Source organism: Bradyrhizobium sp. NC92, from assembly GCF_025200865.1.
GTDB lineage: Bacteria > Pseudomonadota > Alphaproteobacteria > Rhizobiales > Xanthobacteraceae > Bradyrhizobium.
Genome location: NZ_CP104171.1, coordinates 1,053,444 through 1,074,209, shown reverse-complemented (window position 1 = coordinate 1,074,209; position 20,766 = coordinate 1,053,444). Strand labels below are relative to the sequence as shown.

Genomic DNA, 20,766 nt, shown 5'->3' with positions numbered 1-20,766 from the left:
GTCAGGCTCCGAGATATGCGGCGACGACATCGGGATGCTGCTGCACCTCGGCGGGCGAGCCCATCGCCAGCACCCTTCCGTAGTTCAGCGCGATGACGCGGTCGGAGACGCGGTTGACCAGCGACATGTCGTGCTCGACCATCAGCACGGTGACGCCGAGCTCGCTCTTCATGTCGCGGATCCAGAACGACATGTCGTCGGTCTCCTCGACATTGAGGCCGGAGGACGGCTCGTCGAGCAGGATCAGCTTCGGCTCGGAGCACAGCGCGCGCGCCAGCTCGATCACCTTGCGCACGCCGTAAGGAAGGCCCGAGATCAGCTTGTCGCGATAGGGTTCGAGGTCGAGGAATTCGATGACCTGCTCGACCCTGCGCCGGTGCACCTTCTCGTTGGCCCGCACGCTCGGCAGGAACAAGAGCTCCTGCCAGAGCTGCGTGGTCGAATGGCGGTGGCGGCCGACCAGAAGATTCGACAGCACGCTCGCATTCTCGAACAGCTCGATGTTCTGGAAGGTGCGGGCGATGCCGAGCTTGGCAATGTCGTAGGGCGGCTGCTCGGTGATGTCCTGGTCCTCGAAGAAGATGCGGCCCGAGGTCGGCCGGTAGATCCGCGAGATCAGGTTGAAGATCGAGCTCTTGCCGGCGCCGTTGGGCCCGATGATCGAGAGAATCTCGCCCTTCTCGACCGCGAACGACACCGCATCGACCGCCTTGAGGCCGCCGAAATGCAGCGACAGGTTCTCGGCGCGGAAATAGCTCATCGATTGCGCTCCGACTTCACGTAGATCTTCTGCCGCTTGAAGGTGGCGCGCTTGTAGAGCGGGAACAGCTGGAAGAAGAGCTTGATCTTCAGCCAGCGGCCGTAGAGGCCGAGCGGCTCGAACAGCACGAACAGCACGATGATGACGCCGTAGATCGCGCCCTTCAGGCCGTTGAGCGAGGCGAAGGCCGCGACCTTCGCCTGGATGTTGCCCGCCATCGCCGTGCCCGCCCCGAATGTCGCGGCAATGCCTGCGATGATGCCGGGCATGTCGTCCTTCAGATAGGTCAGGAACGGATCGATCATCACGATGAAGATCGCCCCCAGCACGGCGCCATGCAGGCTGAAGGTGCCGCCGATCAGGATCACGATGATGAACTCGATCGAGAGCTGCAGCGTGAACATCTCCGGCGAGATGAAGGAGAGCTTGTGCGCGAACAGCACGCCGGCAAAGCCGGTGATCGCGGCCGAGATCGCGAACGACTTCACCTTGTAGAGCGCAACATTGACGCCCATGCTGCGCGCCGCCGTCTCGGAATCGCGGATCGCGACGAAGGCACGCCCCGTCGGCGAGCGCAGCAGATTGAGCGTGCCGACGATGGTCAGCACCAGCACGGCAAGGCAGAGGTAATAGAAGGTCGGGCTGTCGCGCGGCACGGCGACGCCGAGCAGCGACAGCGTCTTGACCCGCATGCCTTCGTTGCCGTGGGTGACGCTCTCCCATCGCGCCAGGATCTCCTCCACGATCAGGGCAAACGAGATGGTTGCGATGACGAGGTAGATGCCGGTAAGGCGCAGGGCGGGAAAGCCGACCATCGCGCCGATGATGCCGGTCAGGAGCCCGGCGGCGAGGAAATAGACCGGGAACGGCACGTTGTACTTCTGCAAGTACGCCGCGGTGTAGGCCCCGATGGCGAGGAAGGCGGCATGGCCGAGCGAGGCCTGGCCGGTGAAGCCGGTCAGGATCAACAGCGCCACGCCGACGGTCGCATAGATGCAGACGAAGACCAGCTGGCTCATCAGATAGCTGGAGAGCACGTAAGGCGCGATCAGCAGCAGCGCGAGCAGGACGCCGTAAGTGGCGACGTAGCCCGAATGCGGGAACAGCTTGATGTCGTCCTCGTAGTCGGTCTTGAACAGGAAGCGCATGGCGTTCAGACCTTCTTGCGGACGTGCAGGCCGAACAGGCCCTCGGGCTTCAGCAGCAGCACGGCGAGCAGCACGATGTAGGGCGCGACGTCCTTCCAGCCCTCGGGCAGGTAAAAGCCGGCCATGCTCTCGATCACGCCGATCAGAACGCCGCCGACCACGGCGCCCGGGATCGAGCCGAAACCGCCGAGCACCGCGGCGGGAAACGCCTTCAGACCGAGCACGAGGCCGACATTGGAATGGATGAAGGTGATCGGCGCCAGCAGCACGCCGGCACAGGTCGCGACCGCCGCGCTGATCGCCCAGACGACCGAAACCACGCGCTTGACCGGAATGCCCATGTAATAGGCTGCCAGCATGTTCTCGGAGCTGGCGCGCATCGCTGTGCCGAGCGTGGTCTTGTTGAAGAACAGCCAGAGCAGCGTGCACAGGATCATCGTCGCCGCGATCACCGAGAGCTTGTCGTAGGCGAGCACCAGCGAACCCATGCGCAGCACGCCCTGGCTGAACGGCGTCTCGATCTTCAGGTCGTCGGTGCCCCAGATCATGCCGGCAATCGAGCGCAGGAAATAGCCGAGGCCGATCGTGGCCATGATGATGGAGAATTGCGGATAGCCGAGGATCGGCCGCACCACCACGCGCTCGGCCAGCATGCCGAACAGCGCCATCGCCGCCACCGCACCAGCAAAGCCGATCCAGTAGTTCAGGCCCATCATGCCGATGAAGGTGAAGGCGAAGAAGCCGCCCAGCATCATCAGGTCGCCCTGGGCGAAATTGACGACCTCGGTGGCCTTGTAGACGAGCACGAAGCCGAGCGCGATCAGGCCGTAGACGCAGCCGAGCGCAACACCGCTGACCAGCTGCTGAACGAAATCCAGCATTGACGCGCGTCCTCCCGATGCATCCGGCGGGTTCTTTTGGCCGCCTTGCCGCATCTTGTGTCCAGTCGCTACGCAGTCGTTTCGCCGCGTTCGCGCCATTTGTCCGGAATCAATTCAGCCTGAACGCCCGCGCGCTGTCAACAAACGGTGACTTGTCCGGATGCCTTGTCTTTAGTCCAATCCGGTTGACGGAATTTGCGGCAGTGCGATTCACGGTGCCGAAATATCTTCGGGTCATGGTCGCGGGCGATGCAAACCGGATGGTATGGCCGTCATGAAGCCGGACAACTCGGCGCTGGAAGTGGTGGGGTTAACGAAGCGTTTTGACCGTCTGGCGGTCGACAGCCTCGATCTCACCATCCACGCCGGCGAATTCTACGCGCTGGTCGGCCCCAACGGTGCCGGCAAGACCACCACCCTGCGCATGGTTGCGGGCCTGCTCAGGCCCGATGCCGGCGCCGTCTCCATCTTCGGCATCGATGCGCTGCAGGATCCCGTCGCCGCCAAGCAGGTGATGGCGTGGGTCTCCGATGAGCCCATGATCTACGACAAGCTCACCCCGCTCGAATATCTCGAATTCGTCGCCGGCCTCTGGGGCATCGCGCCGTCGATCGCGCAACCGGTCGCCGAGGACCTGCTCGATTCGCTCGGGCTGGAGGCGCACCGGCACGAGCGCTGCGAGGGCTTTTCCAAGGGCATGCGCCAGAAGGTCGCTCTCGCAGGGGCGCTGGTGCACGACCCCCGCCTCATCATCCTCGATGAACCCTTGACCGGGCTCGATGCCGTCTCCGCTCGCCATGTGAAGGGCCTGCTCAGCGCGCGTGTCCGCGCCGGCTGCACGGTCATCATGACCACGCATATCCTCGAGGTCGCCGAGCGCATGGCCGACCGCATCGGCGTGATCGCCTCCGGCCGCCTGGTCGCCGAAGGCACGCTTACCGAGCTGCGCCAGCAGAACGGCCATGCCGACACCAGCCTGGAAGATCTCTTCATCGCGCTGGTGACGCTTCAGGAAGCGGCATGAGCTCGGCCACCGCGCTGTCCTGGTTTGCCCGCCACGAGCTGCGGCTCGCCTGGCGCGAATGGCTCGCCATGATGACGGGCGGGCGGCGCAAACGGGCGCGCGCGGCAATGATCGGCCTCGTCTGCTTCGCCGCGCTGCTGCACCTGCCGGCCTGGGCGGTGATCGGCCGTTTCGCCGACCTGCAGCTGCCGCTCGACAAATCCTCGCTGATCGTGATTTCGGCGACTATCTTTCTCGCCTGGACCTTGATGCTGTCGCAGGCGATCGAATCGGTGACACGGGTATTTTACGCCCGCGCCGATCTCGACCTGATCATGTCCTCGCCGGCGCGGCTCGCCAATCTGTTCTCGGTCCGCATCGCCGCGATTGCGCTGACCGTCACCGTGCTCGCGCTGCTGTTCTCGACACCCTTCATCGACGTGCTGGTGATCGGCGGCGGCGCGCGCTGGCTCGCGGCCTTCGGCGTCGTCATTGCGATGGGCCTGTCGGCGGCGGCGATCGCGATCGCCGTCACCATTCTCCTGTTCCGGCTGATCGGCCCGGCGCGGACGCGCCTGATCGCCCAGATCCTCGCAGCGATCATCGGCGCGGGCTTCGTGATCGCGCTTCAGGTCGCGGCGATCATGTCCTACGGCACGCTTTCGCGCTTCACCATCCTGACCTCAGGCAGCGTGGCCGCCTACGCCCCCGACGTCGACAGCATCTGGTGGTGGCCGGCGCGGGCAGCGATGGGCGACAACGAGGCGCTGTCGCTGATTCTCGCGCTCGCGCTCGTGATGCTCGGCAGCGTGATGGCGATCTTCTCGCACCGCTTTGCCGACACGGCGATCGATGCGGCGGCCTACACCACGTCGGGCCGCGTCCATACCGAGGAGCGCGCGTTCCGCGGCGGATCGCGCCAGCAGGCGCTGCGCCGCAAGGAATTCATGCTGCTGTGGCGCGATCCATGGCTGATCTCGCAGACCTTGATGCAGCTGCTCTATCTTGTGCCGCCGGCGCTTCTGCTCTGGCGCAACTTTGCCGACAGTTCGGCGGCGCTGACGCTGATCACACCTGTCATCGTGATGGCGGCCGGACAGCTCGCCGGCGGGCTCGCCTGGCTGACGATCTCGGGCGAGGACGCCCCCGACCTGGTCGCGACCGCGCCCTTGATGCCGTCCGCCGTCATTCGCGCCAAGATCGAGGTAGTGCTGATCGCGATCGCCGTGATCTTCGGTCCGCTGCTGGCGGCACTGGCCTTTGCCTCGCCATTCCAGGCCGCGGTCAGTGCCGGCGCGATCATCGTCAGCGCGGCCTCGGCGACCGCGATCCAGCTCTGGTTCCGGGTGCAGGCAAGGCGCAGCCAATTCCGCCGCCGGCAGACCTCATCGCGGCTCGCGACCTTCGCCGAGGCCTTCTCCTCGATCGGCTGGGCAGCCAGCGCCGCACTGCTGCTCGCCCTGCCGCTCGCCGGCCTCATCAGCGGCCTGATCACCGCAAGCCTCGTTGCCATCACTTGGAAGTTCAGCCCGCGCCGGGAGTAAGCGGCGCCCCTTGAAAGTAAGGAGAAATTTCCTTACTTATCGAAGATCTCAAGGATTGAGGAATCCCATGAGCACGCTCACCGTCACGGCGAAGGGGCAGGTTACGCTCCGGAAAGACCTTTTGGAGCACCTTGGTGTGCATCCCGGCGACAAGATTTCGATAGAAAAGCTCCCTGGGGGTCGAGTTGAGGTGAGGGCAGTTCGGCCCACCGGAAAGATTTCGGATGCGTTCGGCTTCCTGAAAGGGAAAACGAACGGTCGATCGCTTTCGATCGAAGAGATGAACGAGATCATAGCTGACGGCTGGTCCGGCAAGCGATGAAGATCACACCAGACACCAATGTCCTGGTACGGGTTCTGGTCGGGGATAATGCCGAACAGAGCAAAGCAGCCGAAGCCGTTCTCAAAAAGGCGGACGTAGTAGCCATCTCGATCTCGGCACTGTGCGAGTTGGCCTGGGTCCTCTCGCGAGGCTACAAAACTTCCGCTGTGAATATTGCGGCGTCTATCCGGCACTTCATCAGCGCCTCCAATGTGGTCGTCAACCGGCCTCTGGCTGAGGCTGGGTTGGCACTCCTCGATGCTGGCGGCGATTTTGTCGATGGGATCATTGCTCATGAAGGCTATTGGCTTGGGGCCGAGACCTTCATTTCATTCGATAAGAAGGCCGTAAAGCTGGTAGAGGCAAGCGGCGGATTGGCGCGGCTGCCGTAGCGGCGCATGACGTCGCACAAATTCGACGATACACTCTCGCCGAATGCGCAACGGGTGATCGCGTTATGCCTCGACTGGTCCTGACGATCTTTGCCTTCTTCGGCTTGCTCCTCTCGCCTGCCCTCGCCCAGCAGCCACAGCGCAGCGAATGTCTGGCGATGGCCCATGCTGCTCCGCGGGCCATGCCGGTCGCGTTCCGGCCGGCCGCCGGCTCTGCCGAGGTCGAGATCACCTATGCGGGCCATTCCACCTACTACATCGACACGCCCGGCGGCTTGCGCATCGCCACCGATTATAGCGGCGCCTATCAGGTCGGCCGCCTGCCCGACGTCGTCACCATGAATCGGGCGCACAGCACCCATTACTCCTTATACCCGGACAAGCGCATTCCCCACGTGCTGCACGGCTGGAGCGACGACGGCAAGCCGGCCATCGTGTCGCAGCGCATCGGCGATACCTTTGTCCGCAACGTCACGACCGACATCCGCCGCTATTACGGCGACGATGTCGGCGCGGACATGATCCGCGACGGCAATTCCATCTTCATCTTCGAGGCGGCCGGCCTCTGCATCGGCCATCTCGGCCATCTCCACCACAAGCTCGACGACAGCCATTTCGCCCAGATCGGACGGCTCGACATCGTGATGGTGCCGATTGACGGCACTTACACCATGTCGCTCGAAGGGATCTCGGACATCACCAAGCGCTTGCGCGCCTCGGTGGTGTTGCCGATGCACCGCTTCGCCACCCCGCTCGACGACTTCATGCGCCGGATCGGCCAGCAGTTCGAGATCGACCGGCGCATCGAGCGCTCGTTCCGGATGTCGCGGGATACGCTGCCGACGAAGCCGACGGTGATCATCCTCGACGGGGTCTGAAGCGCAATTTTCTCCAAGCCGGCCATTGGCGGGTCATGCTGATCTCCCTGCAACAGGAGAGCGATATGACCGACTTTGCGCGACTATTGCACGCGAACGGACCCAACCCCGAACACGCCGCGGCGCTCCAGCTCTATGGCCGCTTCGTCGGCGACTGGGACGCCGAGATCACCGCCTTCGGGCCGGACGGAACGAGCCACACCGCGCCGGGCGAGATCCATTTCGGCTGGGTGCTCGAAGGCCGCGCGGTGCAGGACGTCTGGATCATTCCCCGGCCGGCGGGCGGCGCGGCCTTTCCGATCGCCGGCAATTGGTATGGCACGACACTGCGCGTTTACGATCCGGGTATCGATGCGTGGCGGATTTCCTGGTTCGATCCGGGCCGCCGCGCGTTCAGGCAACAGATCGGCCGTCCCCGTGGCGACGACATCGTGCAGGAAGGCACGACCGAAGCCGGCGACCTGACGCGCTGGAGCTTTACGGAGATCACCGGCGACTCCTTCCTTTGGCGTGGGGAGGTCAAGCCAGCCACGGCAGCGGAATGGCGGTTGATGGTCGAGGTCAGAGCAAGACGGCGCAAGGCCTAAGGCAAACAGATATTGATTGGATCGATCGGGCGGCAAACAACCTCTCCGGCTGGCGGGCCCCGCAAGCGGGAGGGAGCGCACCTCCTCCGCCGCCGCCATGGTGCTCTGAACAACGCGCGCTGCTGTGCGTCAGAATGAGGTGCTAAGCTCCGGGTACAAAAAATCAGGGAGCGAAGGCCGATGGCAGCAAGCGGTGTGCCCGCCAACACGAGCGGGCTGTTCGTCGATCCGCGCGAGGACTGGCTCGCGCTGCATCGGGAGGAGATCATCGATCCCTTGCGGCCGATCGTCGATCCCCATCACCATCTGTGGAATCGCGGGCACCGCTATCTGATCGAGGAGATGGCCGCCGATATCGCCTCCGGTCACAACGTCATCGCCACCGTCTATGTCGATTGCCGTTCGATGTATCGCGCGCATGGGCCGGAAGCATTCCGCCCCGTGGGCGAGGTCGAGTTCGCCAACGGCGTCGCCGCCATGAGCGCGAGCGGTGGCTACGGCAAGGCCGCGATCTGCGCCGGCATCGTCAGCCACGCCAATCTGCTGCTCGGCGACGCCGCAAAGGGCGTGCTGGAAGCCGAGATCGCCGCCGGCAACGGCCGCTTTCGCGGCATCCGGCATTCCTCGGCCTGGGACGAAGATCCTGTCGTCGCCGGCATGTATGCGAACAGGCCGAAGGGATTGTTGCAGGACTCGACCTTCCGCAAAGGCTTTGCCTGCCTCGCGCCCCTCAAACTCAGCTTCGATGCCTGGCTGTTCCATCCGCAGATCGGCGAGCTCACGGCGCTGGCGCGCGCCTTCCCCGACACCAGGATCGTGCTCGACCATTGCGGCGGCCCGGCCGGAACCGGCCGCTTCGCAGGGCGGCGCGAGGAGGTGTTTGCGCAATGGCGCGCCTCGATCCGGGAGATCGCGAGATGCGAGAACGTGGTGGTGAAGCTCGGTGGTCTCGCGATGTGCCTGCTTGGTTACGACTTCCATTTGCGCGAGAGGCCGCCGACATCCGAGCAGCTTGCCACGGCCTGGCAGCCCTATGTCGAGACCTGCATCGAGGCGTTCGGCCCGAAGCGCGCGATGTTCGAAAGCAATTTCCCCCCGGACAAGGGCCAGTGCAGCTACCAGGTGATCTTCAACGCCTTCAAGCGTATCACCTCAAAGCTGAGCGAGGCCGAAAAGACGGCGTTGTTCTCGCAGACCGCGATCGACGTCTACCGGCTCGAGCTGCCGTCATGACGAAAAGAGGGGCCGGGACATTGATCCCGACCCCTCTTCGTCGTGGCCGCTGGGAAGCGTCCTTGAAACGCGCTTGCGAGCTCTAGCCGGCGCCCATCAACGAGGCCGGGCGGCGCTCGCCGGTGGGGGTGAAGATCTTCTTCAGCTTGTTGACGACGCGGATCAGGAAACCGATCATCACCGGATTAGTCTTGCGGCAGAAGGCGATCTTCTTGACGTGGCCTTCGACATGCCATTTGGCATGCGCGCCGTCGCGGAAGAAAATGACGTCGCCGGGGCCGTAGCGCTTGGGCGGCATGCCGTCGCTTTCGAGCACGATCGATCCTTCCATGATCATGATCGTCTCGTCGATGTCGTAGTACCAGTTGAAGCGGCCTTCGGTGCAATGCCAGATGATCGTCTGCGCGGTGCCGTCGGCGCTGGTCGACAGGACGCGAGAGCGGGATACCGGATTTCCCTCGATGATCCAGGACGGCTCGATCGGCCGCAGCTCGAGGTCGACATTGCAACTACCAATTTCAATCAATGCGCGCGACATCTGCTTCCCCAGAAGATATAATATGAATGACCGGGCCTCGGCCCGGATTGTTTTCGAAAGAAGCTGGGACGCTAGTTGCCGGTTTTTAATTCTTTCTTACGCGGGGCTCGACAATCAGCCCTGAGTTGCAGCTGCGAAACGGTTAACGTCACGATTTCCTCTGCGAATTCGCACACATGAACCGATCCTGTCCGGGGTGCGACAAAGTGCGCAAAGTATTGGGAAGGAGCCGCACCGATGCCCCTCACGCCCGAGATTCTGACAGCCAACAGCGAGGTCGTCGCCAGGCTCCGCAGTCTCGATGTCTCCTTCGCGCCGGACGAGGAGCACTGGTTCGCCATCGACGGCGTCGAAGGCCCTCGGCACGTCGGCAGTGACGGCTCCGGCAGCGCGTTCGTGCTGCTGCCGTCGCAAACTGTGCTCTATGTGTCATCGGAGGGCCGCGCGGGCATCATCGCGAAGAGCTTTGAAGCATTCATCCAGCTCGTCCTCGCCCGCCCCTACTGGCGCGACATCCTCAAATTTTCCGGGGGCGGCGACCTTGCCGAAATGCGGCGCGCGGCGGATGCGCTGGAGGCGACGCTCGACGACGAGGACGAGGTCAACGAGGCCCGCGAAGACATCCGCGGCGCGCTCGCACTGCCGGGGGCGGACGATCCGATCGGCGCGCTCTACGAGGCGGTGGCGGCGTCCGACGCGATCGTGCGAGCCACCGACGGCAGCCCGTTCACGACGCTGTTCAACCGCTTCAGCATCGACAACAACCCAACGCTGCGCAACGCGGCGGCGTGAGAGCGCGCTTCACGTGAGTCTCCTGAAGTCTATAGGCCGATCCTTACCTCTCCCCAGCGGGGAGAGGTCGGATTGCGCAGCAATCCGGGTGAGGGGCCGCGGCGTTCGGTGAGACCGTAACCCCTCACCCGGATCGCATCTATCGATGCGATCCGACCTCTCCCTACGGGAGAGGTGAAGGCTACTTCGCCCATTCGCCCTTGCGGAAGACGGGCACCTTGCTGCCGTCGGCCAAGATGCCGTCGATGTCGGTCTCCGCCGAGCCGATCATCCAGTCGATATGGATCAGGCTCTGGTTGCCGCCTTGCGCCGCGATCTGCTGCGGCGTCAGCTGGGCGCCGTTGACGAAGCATTTCGAATAGCACTGGCCGAGCGCGATATGCGAGGCCGCGTTCTCGTCGAACAGCGTGTTGTAGAACAACAGCCCGCTCTGCGAGATCGGCGAGGAATGCGGCACCAAGGCCACTTCGCCGAGGCGCCGCGCGCCCTCGTCGGTATCGAGCACCTTGTTCAGCACCTCGGCGCCGCGCGAGGCCTTGGCGTCGACGATCTTGCCGTCCTCGAACCGCACCGCGATGTTGTCGATCAGCGTGCCCTGGTAGGACAGCGGCTTCGAGCTCACGACATGGCCGTAGACGCGGCGGCAATGCGGCGTGGTGAAGACCTCTTCGGTCGGGATATTGGCGTTGCAGCTGATGCCGTTCTTGGAGAGCGAGGCGCCGCCTTCCCATTCGTGTCCGTCGGCAAGGCCGATGGTGAGATCGGTGCCGGGACCCGAGTACTGAAGCGCGCGGAAGCGCTGGCCGTTGAGCCAGTTGGTGCGCTCGCGCAGCACCGCATTGTGGCTCGCCCAATTGCTGATCGCGTCCTCGCGATCGACCCGGGACGCTGCGAAGATCGCATCCGCGAGCTTGCCGATGGCGATATCTTCCGGATCGTTCGGGAATACCTGCTTGGCCCAGGACGGACTCGGATAGGCAATGATGTTCCAGTTGGTGTCGAAATTGACGATCTTTTCCAGCGCGGGCTGGTAGGCCATTGAATTGGCCTTGCTGGCGCGCGCGACCTTGGAAGGATCTTCGCCCGACAGCAACATCGGGTTGTCGCCGACGATGGCGAGCCGTGCGGTGTTGTCCGAGAACGCCTTGGCCATGCCCTCGTAGAGCCAGCTGGCGGCACGATCGAAACTGTTGTCGTGGCCATGACGGTAGCGCGCCAGCGTCATCTCCTCGTCCGACAGGATCGGCGTCACCAGGCCGGCGCCGGCCTTGTAGGCATGCACGGCGATCCGCCGCACCAGCGGCAGCGCGATTGCGGGCGCCGTCAGAAGCAGATCCTGTCCCGGCCGCAAGCCCAGGCCCACCTTCACCGCCACCTCGGCCAACCGGTCGAGCTTCGCGGGATCGATGGGAGTGGAAGTATTGCGTTGGTCAGTCATACCGGGCCCTCTGCCGAAAGTCGCTCACTCAATTTAAACCTAGCACCGCGAGACACAAGTATGCGAGCGTCTTGCGGCCTTGGAAAGATACGCGGTTTCACGCATTTTGGTTTTCAACGCGTTGCCGATGCCAGCACCCGGTCGACCATGGCAGGCGCGAGCCCGAGGTAATTTTTCGGTGAGGTGAGCGCCTCGATTGTGGCGCGATCGATGCGGCTCGATATCCGTGAATCTGCGGATAACGCATCAGCAAGGCTCATTCCCTTCTCGTTGGCCTGACGGCAGGCGTCATAGACGACGTCATGCGCCTCCTGCCGGCCGATCTGCGGGGCGAGGCCCATCATGACCGCTTCGGCCACAATCAGGCCGCGGCTGATGGCGAGATTGTCGTTCATCTTCGCCTCGTCCACGATGAGGCCTGCGAGCGCGAACTTCGCCTGGTGCAGCGCGCCGGCGGTCAGCACGAAGCTTTCCGGGATCGCCATCCATTCCGCGTGCCAGGGGCCGGTGGCACGCTCGAAATCCTGCACCATGGCGTCGAGCATCAGGCCGGCGTGCTGGCGCACCGCCTTGGACGCCGCAAGCATCAGCTCCGAGGAGATCGGGTTGCGCTTCTGCGGCATGGTCGAGGAGGCGCCGCGCCCCTTGACGAAGGGCTCGTAGACCTCGGCGAGCTCGGTCGAGGCCATGATCATGATGTCGAGCGCGATTTTGCCGAGCGAGCCGGTGACGAGCGCGAGGAAATTCACGGCCTCGGCAAAGCCGTCGCGCGCGACGTGCCAGGTCGAGGCGGGAACGCCGAGATTCAGCTCGGCACAGAGCGCCTCCTGCACCTCGAACCCCTTGTCGCCGAGCGAAGCCAGCGTGCCGGCCGCGCCGGCAAACTGGCCGACCAGCACGCGCGGCTTCAGCTGCGCCAGCCGCTCGGCGTGGCGGTCGAACATCGCAAGCCAGATCGCGGTCTTGTAGCCGAAGGTCACCGGCAGCGCCTGCTGCAGATGGGTACGGCCCGCCATCGCCGTGTCGCGATGGCGCTTCGACAGATCGGCGAGGATCTTGCGCAGCTCGGCGATGTCGCGCTCCACGATCTCGAGCGCGGCACGCAGTTGCAGCACCACGGCGGTGTCCATGATGTCCTGCGTGGTGGCGCCCCAATGCACGTAGCGGCCCGCCTCGCCGCATTGCTTCACCATCTGATGCACCAAGGGCAGGATCGGATAGCCGACGACATCCGTCTCCTGCCTGAGCAGATCGAAATCCAGCGCGGCGACGTCGGTCCGCGCCGCGATCGCTGCGGCCGCCTCCTGTGGGATCACACCGCACTTCGCCTCCGCCTTCGCCAGCGCCACCTCGACCTCGGCATAACGCGCGACCGTCGCGACGTCGGAGAACACCTCGCGCATCTCGGGCGTGCCGAAGGCGTCGCGAAACAGCAGGGAGTCGAGCACGGTGGTGGCGGCGGGAAAAGCAGGCATGGCGTTTCTTCGTGGTTGGTGTTTTCTGTAAGCGGTAACTTACGCAGGCCACTCAATTCGGCAAAGGGCGTTCACCCTTCGCCACATCTATTGTGGGGGCATTGTGCCGAGGCGCCTGAGGATGACGGTGTTCGGCGAAGCAGATTTCGGCGGCTCGCGGCCGCAACATTCCAGTTGCGGTTGTATTCCCGTCTGAAAACGGCATGGCAGCCATCACGCGATTGCGATGAACCAAGCGCCCCCTTCGGCAGACACACGGTTTTCGACCCAAATTTCATTTTGTTTGTTTGCCCGATTTCGCAATGAGGCCTGAGTTTTCGACGTGCAGTTTCTGTTCCAGGACCACCTTCTCGACACCGACCGGCGCGAGCTGAGCCGCGAGCAGGTTCCCATTGCCGTGGAACCGCAGGTTTTCGACCTCGTCGTCCATCTCATGCAGAACCGCGACCGGGTCGTCAGCAAGGACGAGCTGATCGATAAGATCTGGCACGGGCGCAGCGTCTCCGAATCCACCCTGACCAGCCGGATCAACGCGGCGCGCAAGGCGATCGGCGACAATGGCGTGAGCCAGTCGCTGATCCGCACCATCACGCGCAAGGGTTTTCGCTTCGTCGGCGATGTCCAGACACAAATCGGCGCGGTCGCGTCGGGGCCGGTCCGTATCAGCCCGCCCCAGGCGGCCTTCGCGCTGCCCGAGCGGCCCGCGATCGCCGTGCTGCCCTTCACCAATATGAGCGGCGAGGCCGAGCAGGATTATTTCTCCGACGGCATCAGCGAGGACATCATCACCGCGCTGTCGAAGCTGCGCTGGTTCTTCGTCGTCGCGCGCAACTCCTCCTTCGTCTACAAGGGCCGCGCCGTGCACATCCACGAGGTCGCGCGGGAGCTCGGGGTGCGCTACGTGGTCGAAGGCAGCGTGCGGCGGAGTGGCGAGCGGGTGCGCATCTCGGCCCAGCTCAACGACGTCTCGACCGGCAGCCATCTCTGGGCCGAACGCTACGACCGCGAGCTCGCCGACATCTTCGCCGTGCAGGACGAGATTACGGAAGCGATCGTCGCCGCGATCGAGCCGCAGCTCTACGCCGCCGAAAGCTTCCGGGCCCAGCAGAAACCGCCGGGCAGCCTGGATGCATGGGACCTCGTGATGCGCGCGCTGTCGCATTATTGGCGCATCACCCGCGAGGACAATGCGGCCGCCCAAAAGCTGCTGGAAGAAGCCGTCGCGGTCGATCCCGCCTATGGCAAGGCGCTGGGCCTGCTCGCGACCAGCCATATCTTCGGCGCGCATATGGGCTGGGCCGACATGGCTGCCACCGTGCCGGTCGCCGAGCGTGCGGCGCTAGCGGCGGTGGAGGCCGATCGCGAGGATGCCTGGGCCCATCACGGCCTTGCTTACACATACCTGTTCCGCCGCCGCTTCGACGACGCGCTGGCTGAATTCGAATTGGCCTTGCGGCTCAATCCGAATTTCGCGATGGCGCATGCCTTCCACGGCGTGACGCTGTGCTATGCCGGGCGTTGGCAGGACGGCGATGCCGCCGCCCGCCGCGCGCTGCGGCTGAGCCCGCGCGACCCGCTCGCGGCGATCTATTGCGGGGTTGCGGCCTATGCCCGGTTCGTCGGCCATGACTACGGGGGCGCCGTGCAGATGGCTCGGGAATCGATGCGCCAGCGCGGAGATTTCGTCGGTGCGCACCGCGTGCTGACGGCGGCCGCCGGCATGCTCGACGATCCGGCCCTGGCGGCATCCGCCCTGGAAGGCCTGCGCCGCACCCAGCCCGAGGTTTCGCTTGCCTGGATCACGCGCGAGCTGCCGATGCTGCGGGAAGAGGATCGCGCGCATTACCTCCAAGGCTTGCGCCGTGCAGGCATGACGTAGGGCACAATGCTGACGGCATCCCCCCTTTGTGGATGGGGAGGAATTGCACTGTGCCGATCCGCAAAGCACGAAACTTGCAAGCACTCCGCGACGTGAATGATCGCGGAGCGCTCGTCTATGTACGACACCATCATCGTGGGCGCCGGCTCGGCCGGCTGTGTGCTGGCCAATCGGTTGTCGGCCGATCCAAATCGCAAGGTTCTGGTGCTGGAGGCCGGTCGCGCTGCCCCGCCCGCCTCGGACATTCCGTCCGACTGGCCGACGATGTTCAATACGGCGGTTGATTGGGGGTTTCATACCGAGCCGCAAGCAGGCTGCCGCGGACGGCGCATCTTCTGGCCGCGCGGCAAGATGGTCGGCGGCTCCGGCGCGATGAATGCGATGATTTATATCCGCGGCCTGCCGTCGGATTACGATGCATGGGCGCGGGCGGGCTGCGCAGGCTGGGCTTGGGGCGACGTGCTGCCGAAATTCATCGCCTTCGAGAACAATGCCCGCTTCGCCGACGATCCCTTCCACGGCACCAGCGGGCCGCTGCACGTTGCCGACGTCCCTTTCGTCGATCCCAACGAATTGAAATGGCTGGAGGCAGCCCAGGCCGCGGGGCTTCCGCACAACCCCGATTTCAACGGCGCCACCCAGGAAGGCGCCGGCTTCTTCCAGTTCGTCATCAAGGACGGCGAGCGCTTCGGCACCGGCAAGGCCTATCTGCACCCGGCGCTGGCGCGTCCCAATCTCGTCCTGAAGACCGGCGCACGCGTCACGCGCATCATCATCGAGCGCGGCCGCGCGATCGGCGTGGCCTTTCTCGACAATGGTGAACTGAAGAGCGCCTTCGCCACCACCGAGATCGTGCTCGCCTCCGGCGCCATCGGCTCGGCACAACAGCTCCTGCTATCAGGCGTCGGCCCGGCTGACGAATTGAGGGCGGTCGGCGTCGACGTCCTGCATGAGCTGCCCGGCGTCGGCAAGGATCTCCAGGACCACATCAACATTCCCATCACCTTCTACACCAAGGAGAGGATCGGCGTCGGCGCCTGGACCGACGAAAGTCTCGCGGCGAGCCTTGCAGAGTGGCAGGCGCATCGCACCGGACCGCGCACCTCGCCCTGGGTCGCCGCCGGCGCCCATGTGCGCAGCCGCCCCGACGTCGAGCCCGATCTCCAGCTCTATGGCGCGATCAGCCCGCACCGCGACTATGTCCGCTTCCTGTCGTCCAGGCCGGGCATCACCCTGCATGCAACCTTGCAGCGACCGAAGAGCCGCGGCGAGATCACGCTGCGCTCGTCCGATCCGATCGAAGACCCCGCGATCGACCCCGGCTATTTCGCGTCGGACCCGAACGGCAGCGACATCGCGACCATGATCGAAGGCGTGCGCATCAACCGACGCATCGCCGCGCAATCACCGCTCAAGGAGATGATCGAAACCGAGGTCACGCCAAGCGCGGAGGCGATCAGCGATGCCGAGATCGCCGATTATATCCGCGGCCATTGCACGACGCTCTATCATGCCGCCTCGACCTGCCGGATGGGCATGGACGACCTCGCCGTCGTCGATCCCAAACGATTGCAGGTGCGCGGCATCGACGGTCTGCATGTCGCCGATGCCTCGGTGATCCCGATCATGATCTCAGGCAATATCCAGACGCCGACGATCTTGATTGCCGAATGCGCCGCGGCGGCGATCCTGGCTTAGACGCTAATCGTCGTCAGGCCCGAACAGCTTGATCTGGGGGAAGGCGCCGCGCGGCCGGCTCGCGACATCGCGCGCATCCGAATCCTCGCGGATGTTGCGTGCGACGTCATCCCAATCGGTGCGGTCGCGCATGCCGCGCGGCTCGCGGGACTCGTAATAATAGCGGCGCTCGGCCCAGCGCTCGCGACGCTCGGCTCGGCGCCGTTCGGACGCGGCGCGCTTCACGTCGGAATCCCTCGCCTTGGCATAGGCGTTGTTCGAGGAGGACGACGGCTCGGTCGAAGCCTGCTGCTCGGCAGGCTTTGCAGCCAGTGGCGACGATGCAGCGGCGGGCTTGGGCGGCTCCTCGGCGGCGGCTTGCGAGGGCTGCGGCGCCGCCGGCGCAGCATTTGCCTGCGTGGCTTGCGTGTCGGGCTTTGCGGCTTCAGGCTTTGCTTCGGCCTGCGCCGGCGCTGCGATCATCGTGCCGAAGGCTTGCGAGCCGGTGAGATAGTTCACGCGCTCGGAAGGAGCGTTCGTCGTCGCCGCAGCTGATGTCGCCGTGCGCTGCGCCACCTTGCTGGTGTCCGGCCCCTGCTTGGACGCCACGGGATTCATGATGTTGCCGGCCACGATACCGCCACCGAGACCAATGGCGATGGCCCCGATGATGGTTCCGGCACCGACAAAATAGGCTGTCGAGGCGCGCATTCATCCACTCCCTCTTTTGGAGCGGGCAACGCGTGGGGATTGCCAGATGTTCCTGATGGCCGCGGCTCCTCGATGAGGAACCGCGCGTATCAGATCTGCTGTGCGACCTTCTCGAGCCCGATCAGGCGGGCGAGCTTGCGCACTTCTTCCTTCTGGTCGTCGCGAAGCTGGAACAACAATGGCATCGCGGCCGACTTCAGCTGCTGCACCTCGTCGCAATTCGGATCGATCTGCGCGCTGGGCGGCGCATTCGGATTCGACAGCCTGTTCGCCTGCATCTTGCGGGCAACGTTGCGCAGTGCGGTCTCGACCGAGGGCCAGTAATATTCCTGCGACGAGGAGAGTTTCAGGCGATCCCTGATGCCCGCGATCTGCACGTCGGACAGCAGCGAATAGGATTTTTGCGGCTGCGGCTTGGCGACGACCTTCGGCTTGGCCGGAACTTCGACGGCCGGAACCTCGGCAGTAGCAGGGGCCTCGTGCGCGCTCGCCTTCGGCATCGGGAAATCGGAGGGGGTGGCGGCGGCGAAGGCCTGACGCAGCGGCTCGGTCAGGACCGGTGCCTGCGCCAACTTGTCGGCGGCGACCTGGACCGGCTCGATCGCGGCCGAGGCCAGTGCGAGCGTCGGAACCAGGCGGTCGGCCTTGGCGGCGCGGTTGGTCGCGAGCGGCTTGGGCGGGGGCGTCTCGGCTATCATCTCGGCGCTGACGCTGGGAACGCTGTCGCGGCCGAGGATGGCGGCTGTGGCGGCGCCGAGGACGAGGAAACAGGTCAGCGCGACGATGGTGATGGCTTTGGACAAACGTCTCTCCGCGTCCGACTTCAAGTCCACGTGATCACTGCCCGGTAACTGGGCGATAATTAAGGCTGAACCGTGCCAATGCGGCGGCAATCGCGCGGACTACGGCGACATCCCCCGGAAATCCCAGCGAAATCAGGCCGCCGCCGCAAGATCATAGGCGTCCTGGATGTCGGCCACGATCTCCGAGGCCTCCCAGACTGCGCGCGGCTCGACCGATTGCAGCGTCACCGTCCAATTTCCGCCGCGGCGAGTCTGGGGGACGCTGACGATGTCGAAGCGGACGTTGCGGCACAGCGGGTGGCGGGCCAGTGCGTGGGCGACGCGGACGCGGATCTCGTCCATGGTCGCAGCCGTCTTGCTGTTGAGATAATTGAAGTCCATCGCCTGTCCTCTCGTCCTGATTGGCGGCCACGAGGGGATTCTTGGCTGGCGATGGTTAATCCGCCGTTAAGTGGGGCGGACTGGAGGCATGCGGGATTAACCGTGTGCGATGCACCGTGGGAGAGGCGACGACGCTACCGCCCACCCGCCCGGTGATATTCCGCGACGGTCCGCGCGACGAGATCGTCGACCGCGAGCACCTCGGTGACACCAGAGGTCGAATGCCCGCCGCTCCAGACGTCGCGCCAGCGCTTGGGACGGCTTTCGCGCGCGGCGACGTCGATATCCTCGGCGATGTCGATTGCGCCGCGCGCCGGCAGATCGTCGGGATCGAGCCCGGCGGCCACGATCGACGGCCTCAGCATGCTGGTCTGAAGTCCCGTGAACGCGGTGGTGAGCAAGATGTCGTCGGCGCTGCTCTCGACCAGCATCTGCTTGTGACGTTCGTCCGCCATGCTCTCGCGCGTTGCGATGAACTTCGTGCCCATATAGGCGAGATCGCAGCCGAGCACTTCTGCCGCGTGCAGCGCGCAGCCGTCGCCGATGCCGCCCGCGAGCACGATGATGCCGTCATAGAACGCGCGCACCGCGCGGACGAAGGCGAACGGGTTGAGCCAGCCGGTCTGCCCGCCCGCGCCCGCGGCGAGCAGCACCAACCCGTCGGCGCCTGCTTGTGCCGCGCGTTCGGCATGGCGGATGGAAGCGACGTCCGCCAGCACCAGCGCTCCGGCGTCGTGCAGCGGCTTCAACACGGGCGCGGGCGAGCCGACCGATGTGATGACGATCTCCGGCCTGTGCCGCAGCAGCACGGCAAGATCCTGCTCCAGCCGCGCATTGGAGCGGTGCACGATCAGATTCGGACAAAGCGGGGCGGCCCTGCGGCCGGCCTGATCTTCGTACCGGCGCAAGCGCGTCTCGATCGCGGTCAGCCATTCATCGAGCTGGTCCGCGCCACGGCAATTCGCCGTGGGGAAGCTGCCGATCACCCCGTTGCGGCAGGCCGCGACCGTGAGCTCGACGCCTGAGACCAGAAACATCGGCGCCGCGATCAGCGGCAGCGCGAGACGATCGCGGAAGCGTTGCAGTCGATCCGATGGCATGCGTGCCTCCCTCTCGCGGGCGTTTCGTGTCCTCCCGCAGTCTCTGTGCCAGCGTCGTCCCCGGCTTGTGACAAGGTGCTGCGCGCGGGCTTCGGGAGCGGCGGGACCGGATGGTAGAGTAAATACTCCGGGATTCTACGGTATCGTTGTTGCTCCGGCACCACAGCGCACAACGGAGTCTACGGCGACGATGCCCGCGCAATTGCCGGCGAATCAGGGAATCAACTAGACCGCTGACGGGGCTGGGGAAGCGGAGAGTGAAATGAGAGTCGCTTCCCTGGAAAGTGCGGTCGCCGCGATTACGTTGATCACGGCTATCATCGTGGTGCTGTGGGGGATCAAGATCTTCTACGGTGTGTGAACTGGCAGGATGCCGAGCATCCCTTCCGCGGCGGCGGAAGCCTGCCGTTCATTCGGAAGGAGCAATCGCGGCCCCGCCGTGACGCTCACCGCTTCTCGATCACCAGACTCTGCACCGCGCGGCCGAAATAGCCCTGACGGTCGGCGAGGCGCGACATCGCAAGGCCCGCGCCGTCGGGGCCGATCCAGGAATCGCCGTCGAGCAGGATCCACTCGCCGACCGGCTGGCGCGCAAAGCTCACGGTGAGGTCGGCGTTGATGTAGGTCCAGGCGCGAAAGTCGAGCGTCGAGGCGGTGCCGTTGGAAAAGTCGGCAGCGACCACGGCGCGCATCGCCTGCGAGATGGCCTCGCCTTCGATCAGCGGATGATCGACGCGAAACCAGATCGCACCGGCGCCGGCCTGGCCGAAGCGGCCGCGCGCGGCGCGCATCGAGACCGATCGCACGAACGGGCTGGTGGCGGCGTGACCGTCCTCGACCAATGAATCCTCCGGCGCGGGCAACGTGACCGGCAGCTCCTCGACCTCGTCCGGCAGCGTCAGCTCCTGGCGCCTGATCTTCAGCACGGTGGCGCCGACCACCTGCACGCCATCGGCGAGCAGCTTGATTCCGCAGAGCTGGATCTTGCGGCCCTCGCGCAAGACCTCGGTCGCGATCGTGAGCGGCGCCACCGGCACCGGACGCATCAGATCGATGGTCACGCGCGCGACGTCCATCGGCGCCGCCGTCGGGATGCGCTCAGCCGCCCACGTCACCAGCGATGCCGGTGCCGAGCCGTGCTGCATGCGCCGGTCCCAGGGACCGGCCGCATCGGGGCTGGTGACGACGTTGTTGCCGTCGACGCGGTAGATGGCGGTCATGCTG

General features: G+C 65.0%; 21 protein-coding genes. 10 read left to right on the top strand and 11 right to left on the bottom strand.

Going from position 1 to position 20,766, the window contains the following annotated elements; all coding sequences use genetic code 11:
• Position 1: 1 nt before the first annotated feature.
• From N2602_RS05075 to N2602_RS05065, 3 genes are read right to left on the bottom strand one after another with little or no spacing between them, the layout of a single operon-like run.
• Positions 2-760: an ABC transporter ATP-binding protein gene (locus N2602_RS05075; protein WP_172785076.1), complete on the bottom strand. Its 759-nt coding sequence runs from the start codon at positions 758-760 to the stop codon at positions 2-4.
• The gene (locus N2602_RS05070; RefSeq protein ID WP_172785077.1) at positions 757-1,908 is read right to left on the bottom strand and encodes a branched-chain amino acid ABC transporter permease; all 1,152 of its coding nucleotides are present in this window, start codon (positions 1,906-1,908) and stop codon (positions 757-759) included. The genes N2602_RS05075 and N2602_RS05070 overlap by 4 nt, the downstream gene beginning before the upstream one ends.
• Positions 1,909-1,913: 5 nt before the next feature.
• Positions 1,914-2,789, bottom strand: a complete 876-nt coding sequence (locus N2602_RS05065) for a branched-chain amino acid ABC transporter permease (RefSeq protein ID WP_172785078.1) — start codon at positions 2,787-2,789, stop codon at positions 1,914-1,916.
• Between the two features lie 274 nt (positions 2,790-3,063).
• Here N2602_RS05065 and N2602_RS05060 point away from each other — a divergent pair, with 274 nt between their 5' ends.
• The 7 genes from N2602_RS05060 to N2602_RS05030 all read left to right on the top strand — a co-directional run bounded on the left by N2602_RS05060 (position 3,064) and on the right by N2602_RS05030 (position 8,748).
• Positions 3,064-3,813, top strand: coding sequence for an ABC transporter ATP-binding protein (locus N2602_RS05060; protein ID WP_172785079.1), 750 nt, complete (start codon positions 3,064-3,066; stop codon positions 3,811-3,813).
• The gene (locus tag N2602_RS05055; RefSeq protein ID WP_260381955.1) at positions 3,810-5,336 is read left to right on the top strand and encodes a permease; all 1,527 of its coding nucleotides are present in this window, start codon (positions 3,810-3,812) and stop codon (positions 5,334-5,336) included. Before N2602_RS05060 ends, N2602_RS05055 begins: the two co-directional genes overlap by 4 nt.
• A 67-nt stretch (positions 5,337-5,403) precedes the next feature.
• The gene (locus N2602_RS05050; RefSeq protein ID WP_172785081.1) at positions 5,404-5,658 is read left to right on the top strand and encodes an AbrB/MazE/SpoVT family DNA-binding domain-containing protein; all 255 of its coding nucleotides are present in this window, start codon (positions 5,404-5,406) and stop codon (positions 5,656-5,658) included.
• Positions 5,655-6,050, top strand: coding sequence for a type II toxin-antitoxin system VapC family toxin (locus N2602_RS05045; protein WP_172785082.1), 396 nt, complete (start codon positions 5,655-5,657; stop codon positions 6,048-6,050). Before N2602_RS05050 ends, N2602_RS05045 begins: the two co-directional genes overlap by 4 nt.
• A 65-nt stretch (positions 6,051-6,115) precedes the next feature.
• Positions 6,116-6,928, top strand: a complete 813-nt coding sequence (locus tag N2602_RS05040) for an MBL fold metallo-hydrolase (RefSeq protein WP_172785083.1) — start codon at positions 6,116-6,118, stop codon at positions 6,926-6,928.
• Between the two features lie 65 nt (positions 6,929-6,993).
• A complete protein-coding gene (locus N2602_RS05035) occupies positions 6,994-7,515 on the top strand; it encodes a hypothetical protein (protein ID WP_260381954.1) in 522 nt (173 codons plus the stop codon).
• Between the two features lie 180 nt (positions 7,516-7,695).
• On the top strand, positions 7,696-8,748 hold the full coding sequence (locus N2602_RS05030) for an amidohydrolase (protein WP_172785085.1): 1,053 nt from the start codon (positions 7,696-7,698) through the stop codon (positions 8,746-8,748).
• Positions 8,749-8,830: 82 nt separating this feature from the next.
• Here N2602_RS05030 and N2602_RS05025 read toward each other — a convergent pair whose 3' ends face one another.
• Entirely contained in the window at positions 8,831-9,286 is a 456-nt protein-coding gene (locus N2602_RS05025) for a cupin domain-containing protein (RefSeq protein WP_172785086.1), read from the bottom strand.
• A 237-nt stretch (positions 9,287-9,523) separates the two neighbouring features.
• Between N2602_RS05025 and N2602_RS05020 the strand changes: the two genes are divergently transcribed.
• Positions 9,524-10,078 carry a hypothetical protein gene (locus tag N2602_RS05020; protein WP_260381953.1) on the top strand — a complete coding sequence of 185 codons (555 nt, stop codon included), beginning with the start codon at positions 9,524-9,526 and terminating at the stop codon, positions 10,076-10,078.
• A gap of 181 nt (positions 10,079-10,259) precedes the next feature.
• Here N2602_RS05020 and N2602_RS05015 read toward each other — a convergent pair whose 3' ends face one another.
• Positions 10,260-11,516 carry an aminopeptidase gene (locus N2602_RS05015; RefSeq protein WP_172785088.1) on the bottom strand — a complete coding sequence of 419 codons (1,257 nt, stop codon included), beginning with the start codon at positions 11,514-11,516 and terminating at the stop codon, positions 10,260-10,262.
• Between the two features lie 113 nt (positions 11,517-11,629).
• On the bottom strand, positions 11,630-12,991 hold the full coding sequence (pcaB, locus tag N2602_RS05010; RefSeq protein WP_260381952.1) for a 3-carboxy-cis,cis-muconate cycloisomerase: 1,362 nt from the start codon (positions 12,989-12,991) through the stop codon (positions 11,630-11,632).
• 322 nt (positions 12,992-13,313) lie between these two features.
• On the opposite strand from pcaB, the gene N2602_RS05005 reads away from it, so the two are divergent.
• Positions 13,314-14,870, top strand: coding sequence for a winged helix-turn-helix domain-containing protein (locus N2602_RS05005; RefSeq protein ID WP_260381951.1), 1,557 nt, complete (start codon positions 13,314-13,316; stop codon positions 14,868-14,870).
• 117 nt (positions 14,871-14,987) lie between these two features.
• Complete coding sequence (locus tag N2602_RS05000) at positions 14,988-16,568, top strand: GMC family oxidoreductase (protein ID WP_172785091.1); 1,581 nt, start codon at positions 14,988-14,990, stop codon at positions 16,566-16,568.
• Between the two features lie 3 nt (positions 16,569-16,571).
• Here the strand turns inward: N2602_RS05000 and N2602_RS04995 are convergent, their stop codons facing one another.
• The 5 genes from N2602_RS04995 to N2602_RS04975 all read right to left on the bottom strand — a co-directional run bounded on the left by N2602_RS04995 (position 16,572) and on the right by N2602_RS04975 (position 20,762).
• Positions 16,572-17,258 (bottom strand): hypothetical protein, encoded by a 687-nt coding sequence (locus tag N2602_RS04995; protein ID WP_260381950.1) that lies wholly within the window; start codon positions 17,256-17,258, stop codon positions 16,572-16,574.
• A gap of 89 nt (positions 17,259-17,347) precedes the next feature.
• Positions 17,348-18,061: a hypothetical protein gene (locus N2602_RS04990; RefSeq protein ID WP_172785093.1), complete on the bottom strand. Its 714-nt coding sequence runs from the start codon at positions 18,059-18,061 to the stop codon at positions 17,348-17,350.
• A 132-nt stretch (positions 18,062-18,193) separates the two neighbouring features.
• Complete coding sequence (locus N2602_RS04985; RefSeq protein WP_172785094.1) at positions 18,194-18,442, bottom strand: hypothetical protein; 249 nt, start codon at positions 18,440-18,442, stop codon at positions 18,194-18,196.
• A gap of 134 nt (positions 18,443-18,576) precedes the next feature.
• Positions 18,577-19,542, bottom strand: a complete 966-nt coding sequence (locus N2602_RS04980) for a nitronate monooxygenase family protein (protein WP_260381949.1) — start codon at positions 19,540-19,542, stop codon at positions 18,577-18,579.
• Between the two features lie 446 nt (positions 19,543-19,988).
• The gene (locus N2602_RS04975) at positions 19,989-20,762 is read right to left on the bottom strand and encodes a thioesterase family protein (RefSeq protein ID WP_172785096.1); all 774 of its coding nucleotides are present in this window, start codon (positions 20,760-20,762) and stop codon (positions 19,989-19,991) included.
• Between the last annotated feature and the right edge of the window lie 4 nt (positions 20,763-20,766).

What these genes read in the sequence shown, in the direction of transcription:
- N2602_RS05070 (WP_172785077.1), bottom strand. Translation starts at nt 1,908, where the DNA reads ATGCGCTTCCTGTTCAAGACCGACTACGAGGACGACATCAAGCTGTTC.
- N2602_RS05045 (WP_172785082.1), top strand. Translation starts at nt 5,655, where the DNA reads ATGAAGATCACACCAGACACCAATGTCCTGGTACGGGTTCTGGTCGGG.
- N2602_RS04995 (WP_260381950.1), bottom strand. Translation starts at nt 17,258, where the DNA reads ATGCGCGCCTCGACAGCCTATTTTGTCGGTGCCGGAACCATCATCGGG.
- N2602_RS05030 (WP_172785085.1), top strand. Translation starts at nt 7,696, where the DNA reads ATGGCAGCAAGCGGTGTGCCCGCCAACACGAGCGGGCTGTTCGTCGAT.
- N2602_RS04980 (WP_260381949.1), bottom strand. Translation starts at nt 19,542, where the DNA reads ATGCCATCGGATCGACTGCAACGCTTCCGCGATCGTCTCGCGCTGCCG.
- N2602_RS05065 (WP_172785078.1), bottom strand. Translation starts at nt 2,789, where the DNA reads ATGCTGGATTTCGTTCAGCAGCTGGTCAGCGGTGTTGCGCTCGGCTGC.
- N2602_RS05020 (WP_260381953.1), top strand. Translation starts at nt 9,524, where the DNA reads ATGCCCCTCACGCCCGAGATTCTGACAGCCAACAGCGAGGTCGTCGCC.
- N2602_RS05000 (WP_172785091.1), top strand. Translation starts at nt 14,988, where the DNA reads ATGTACGACACCATCATCGTGGGCGCCGGCTCGGCCGGCTGTGTGCTG.
- N2602_RS05040 (WP_172785083.1), top strand. Translation starts at nt 6,116, where the DNA reads ATGCCTCGACTGGTCCTGACGATCTTTGCCTTCTTCGGCTTGCTCCTC.
- N2602_RS05055 (WP_260381955.1), top strand. Translation starts at nt 3,810, where the DNA reads ATGAGCTCGGCCACCGCGCTGTCCTGGTTTGCCCGCCACGAGCTGCGG.
- N2602_RS05060 (WP_172785079.1), top strand. Translation starts at nt 3,064, where the DNA reads ATGAAGCCGGACAACTCGGCGCTGGAAGTGGTGGGGTTAACGAAGCGT.
- pcaB (WP_260381952.1), bottom strand. Translation starts at nt 12,991, where the DNA reads ATGCCTGCTTTTCCCGCCGCCACCACCGTGCTCGACTCCCTGCTGTTT.
- N2602_RS05025 (WP_172785086.1), bottom strand. Translation starts at nt 9,286, where the DNA reads ATGTCGCGCGCATTGATTGAAATTGGTAGTTGCAATGTCGACCTCGAG.
- N2602_RS05075 (WP_172785076.1), bottom strand. Translation starts at nt 760, where the DNA reads ATGAGCTATTTCCGCGCCGAGAACCTGTCGCTGCATTTCGGCGGCCTC.
- N2602_RS05050 (WP_172785081.1), top strand. Translation starts at nt 5,404, where the DNA reads ATGAGCACGCTCACCGTCACGGCGAAGGGGCAGGTTACGCTCCGGAAA.
- N2602_RS04975 (WP_172785096.1), bottom strand. Translation starts at nt 20,762, where the DNA reads ATGACCGCCATCTACCGCGTCGACGGCAACAACGTCGTCACCAGCCCC.
- N2602_RS05015 (WP_172785088.1), bottom strand. Translation starts at nt 11,516, where the DNA reads ATGACTGACCAACGCAATACTTCCACTCCCATCGATCCCGCGAAGCTC.
- N2602_RS04985 (WP_172785094.1), bottom strand. Translation starts at nt 18,442, where the DNA reads ATGGACTTCAATTATCTCAACAGCAAGACGGCTGCGACCATGGACGAG.
- N2602_RS05035 (WP_260381954.1), top strand. Translation starts at nt 6,994, where the DNA reads ATGACCGACTTTGCGCGACTATTGCACGCGAACGGACCCAACCCCGAA.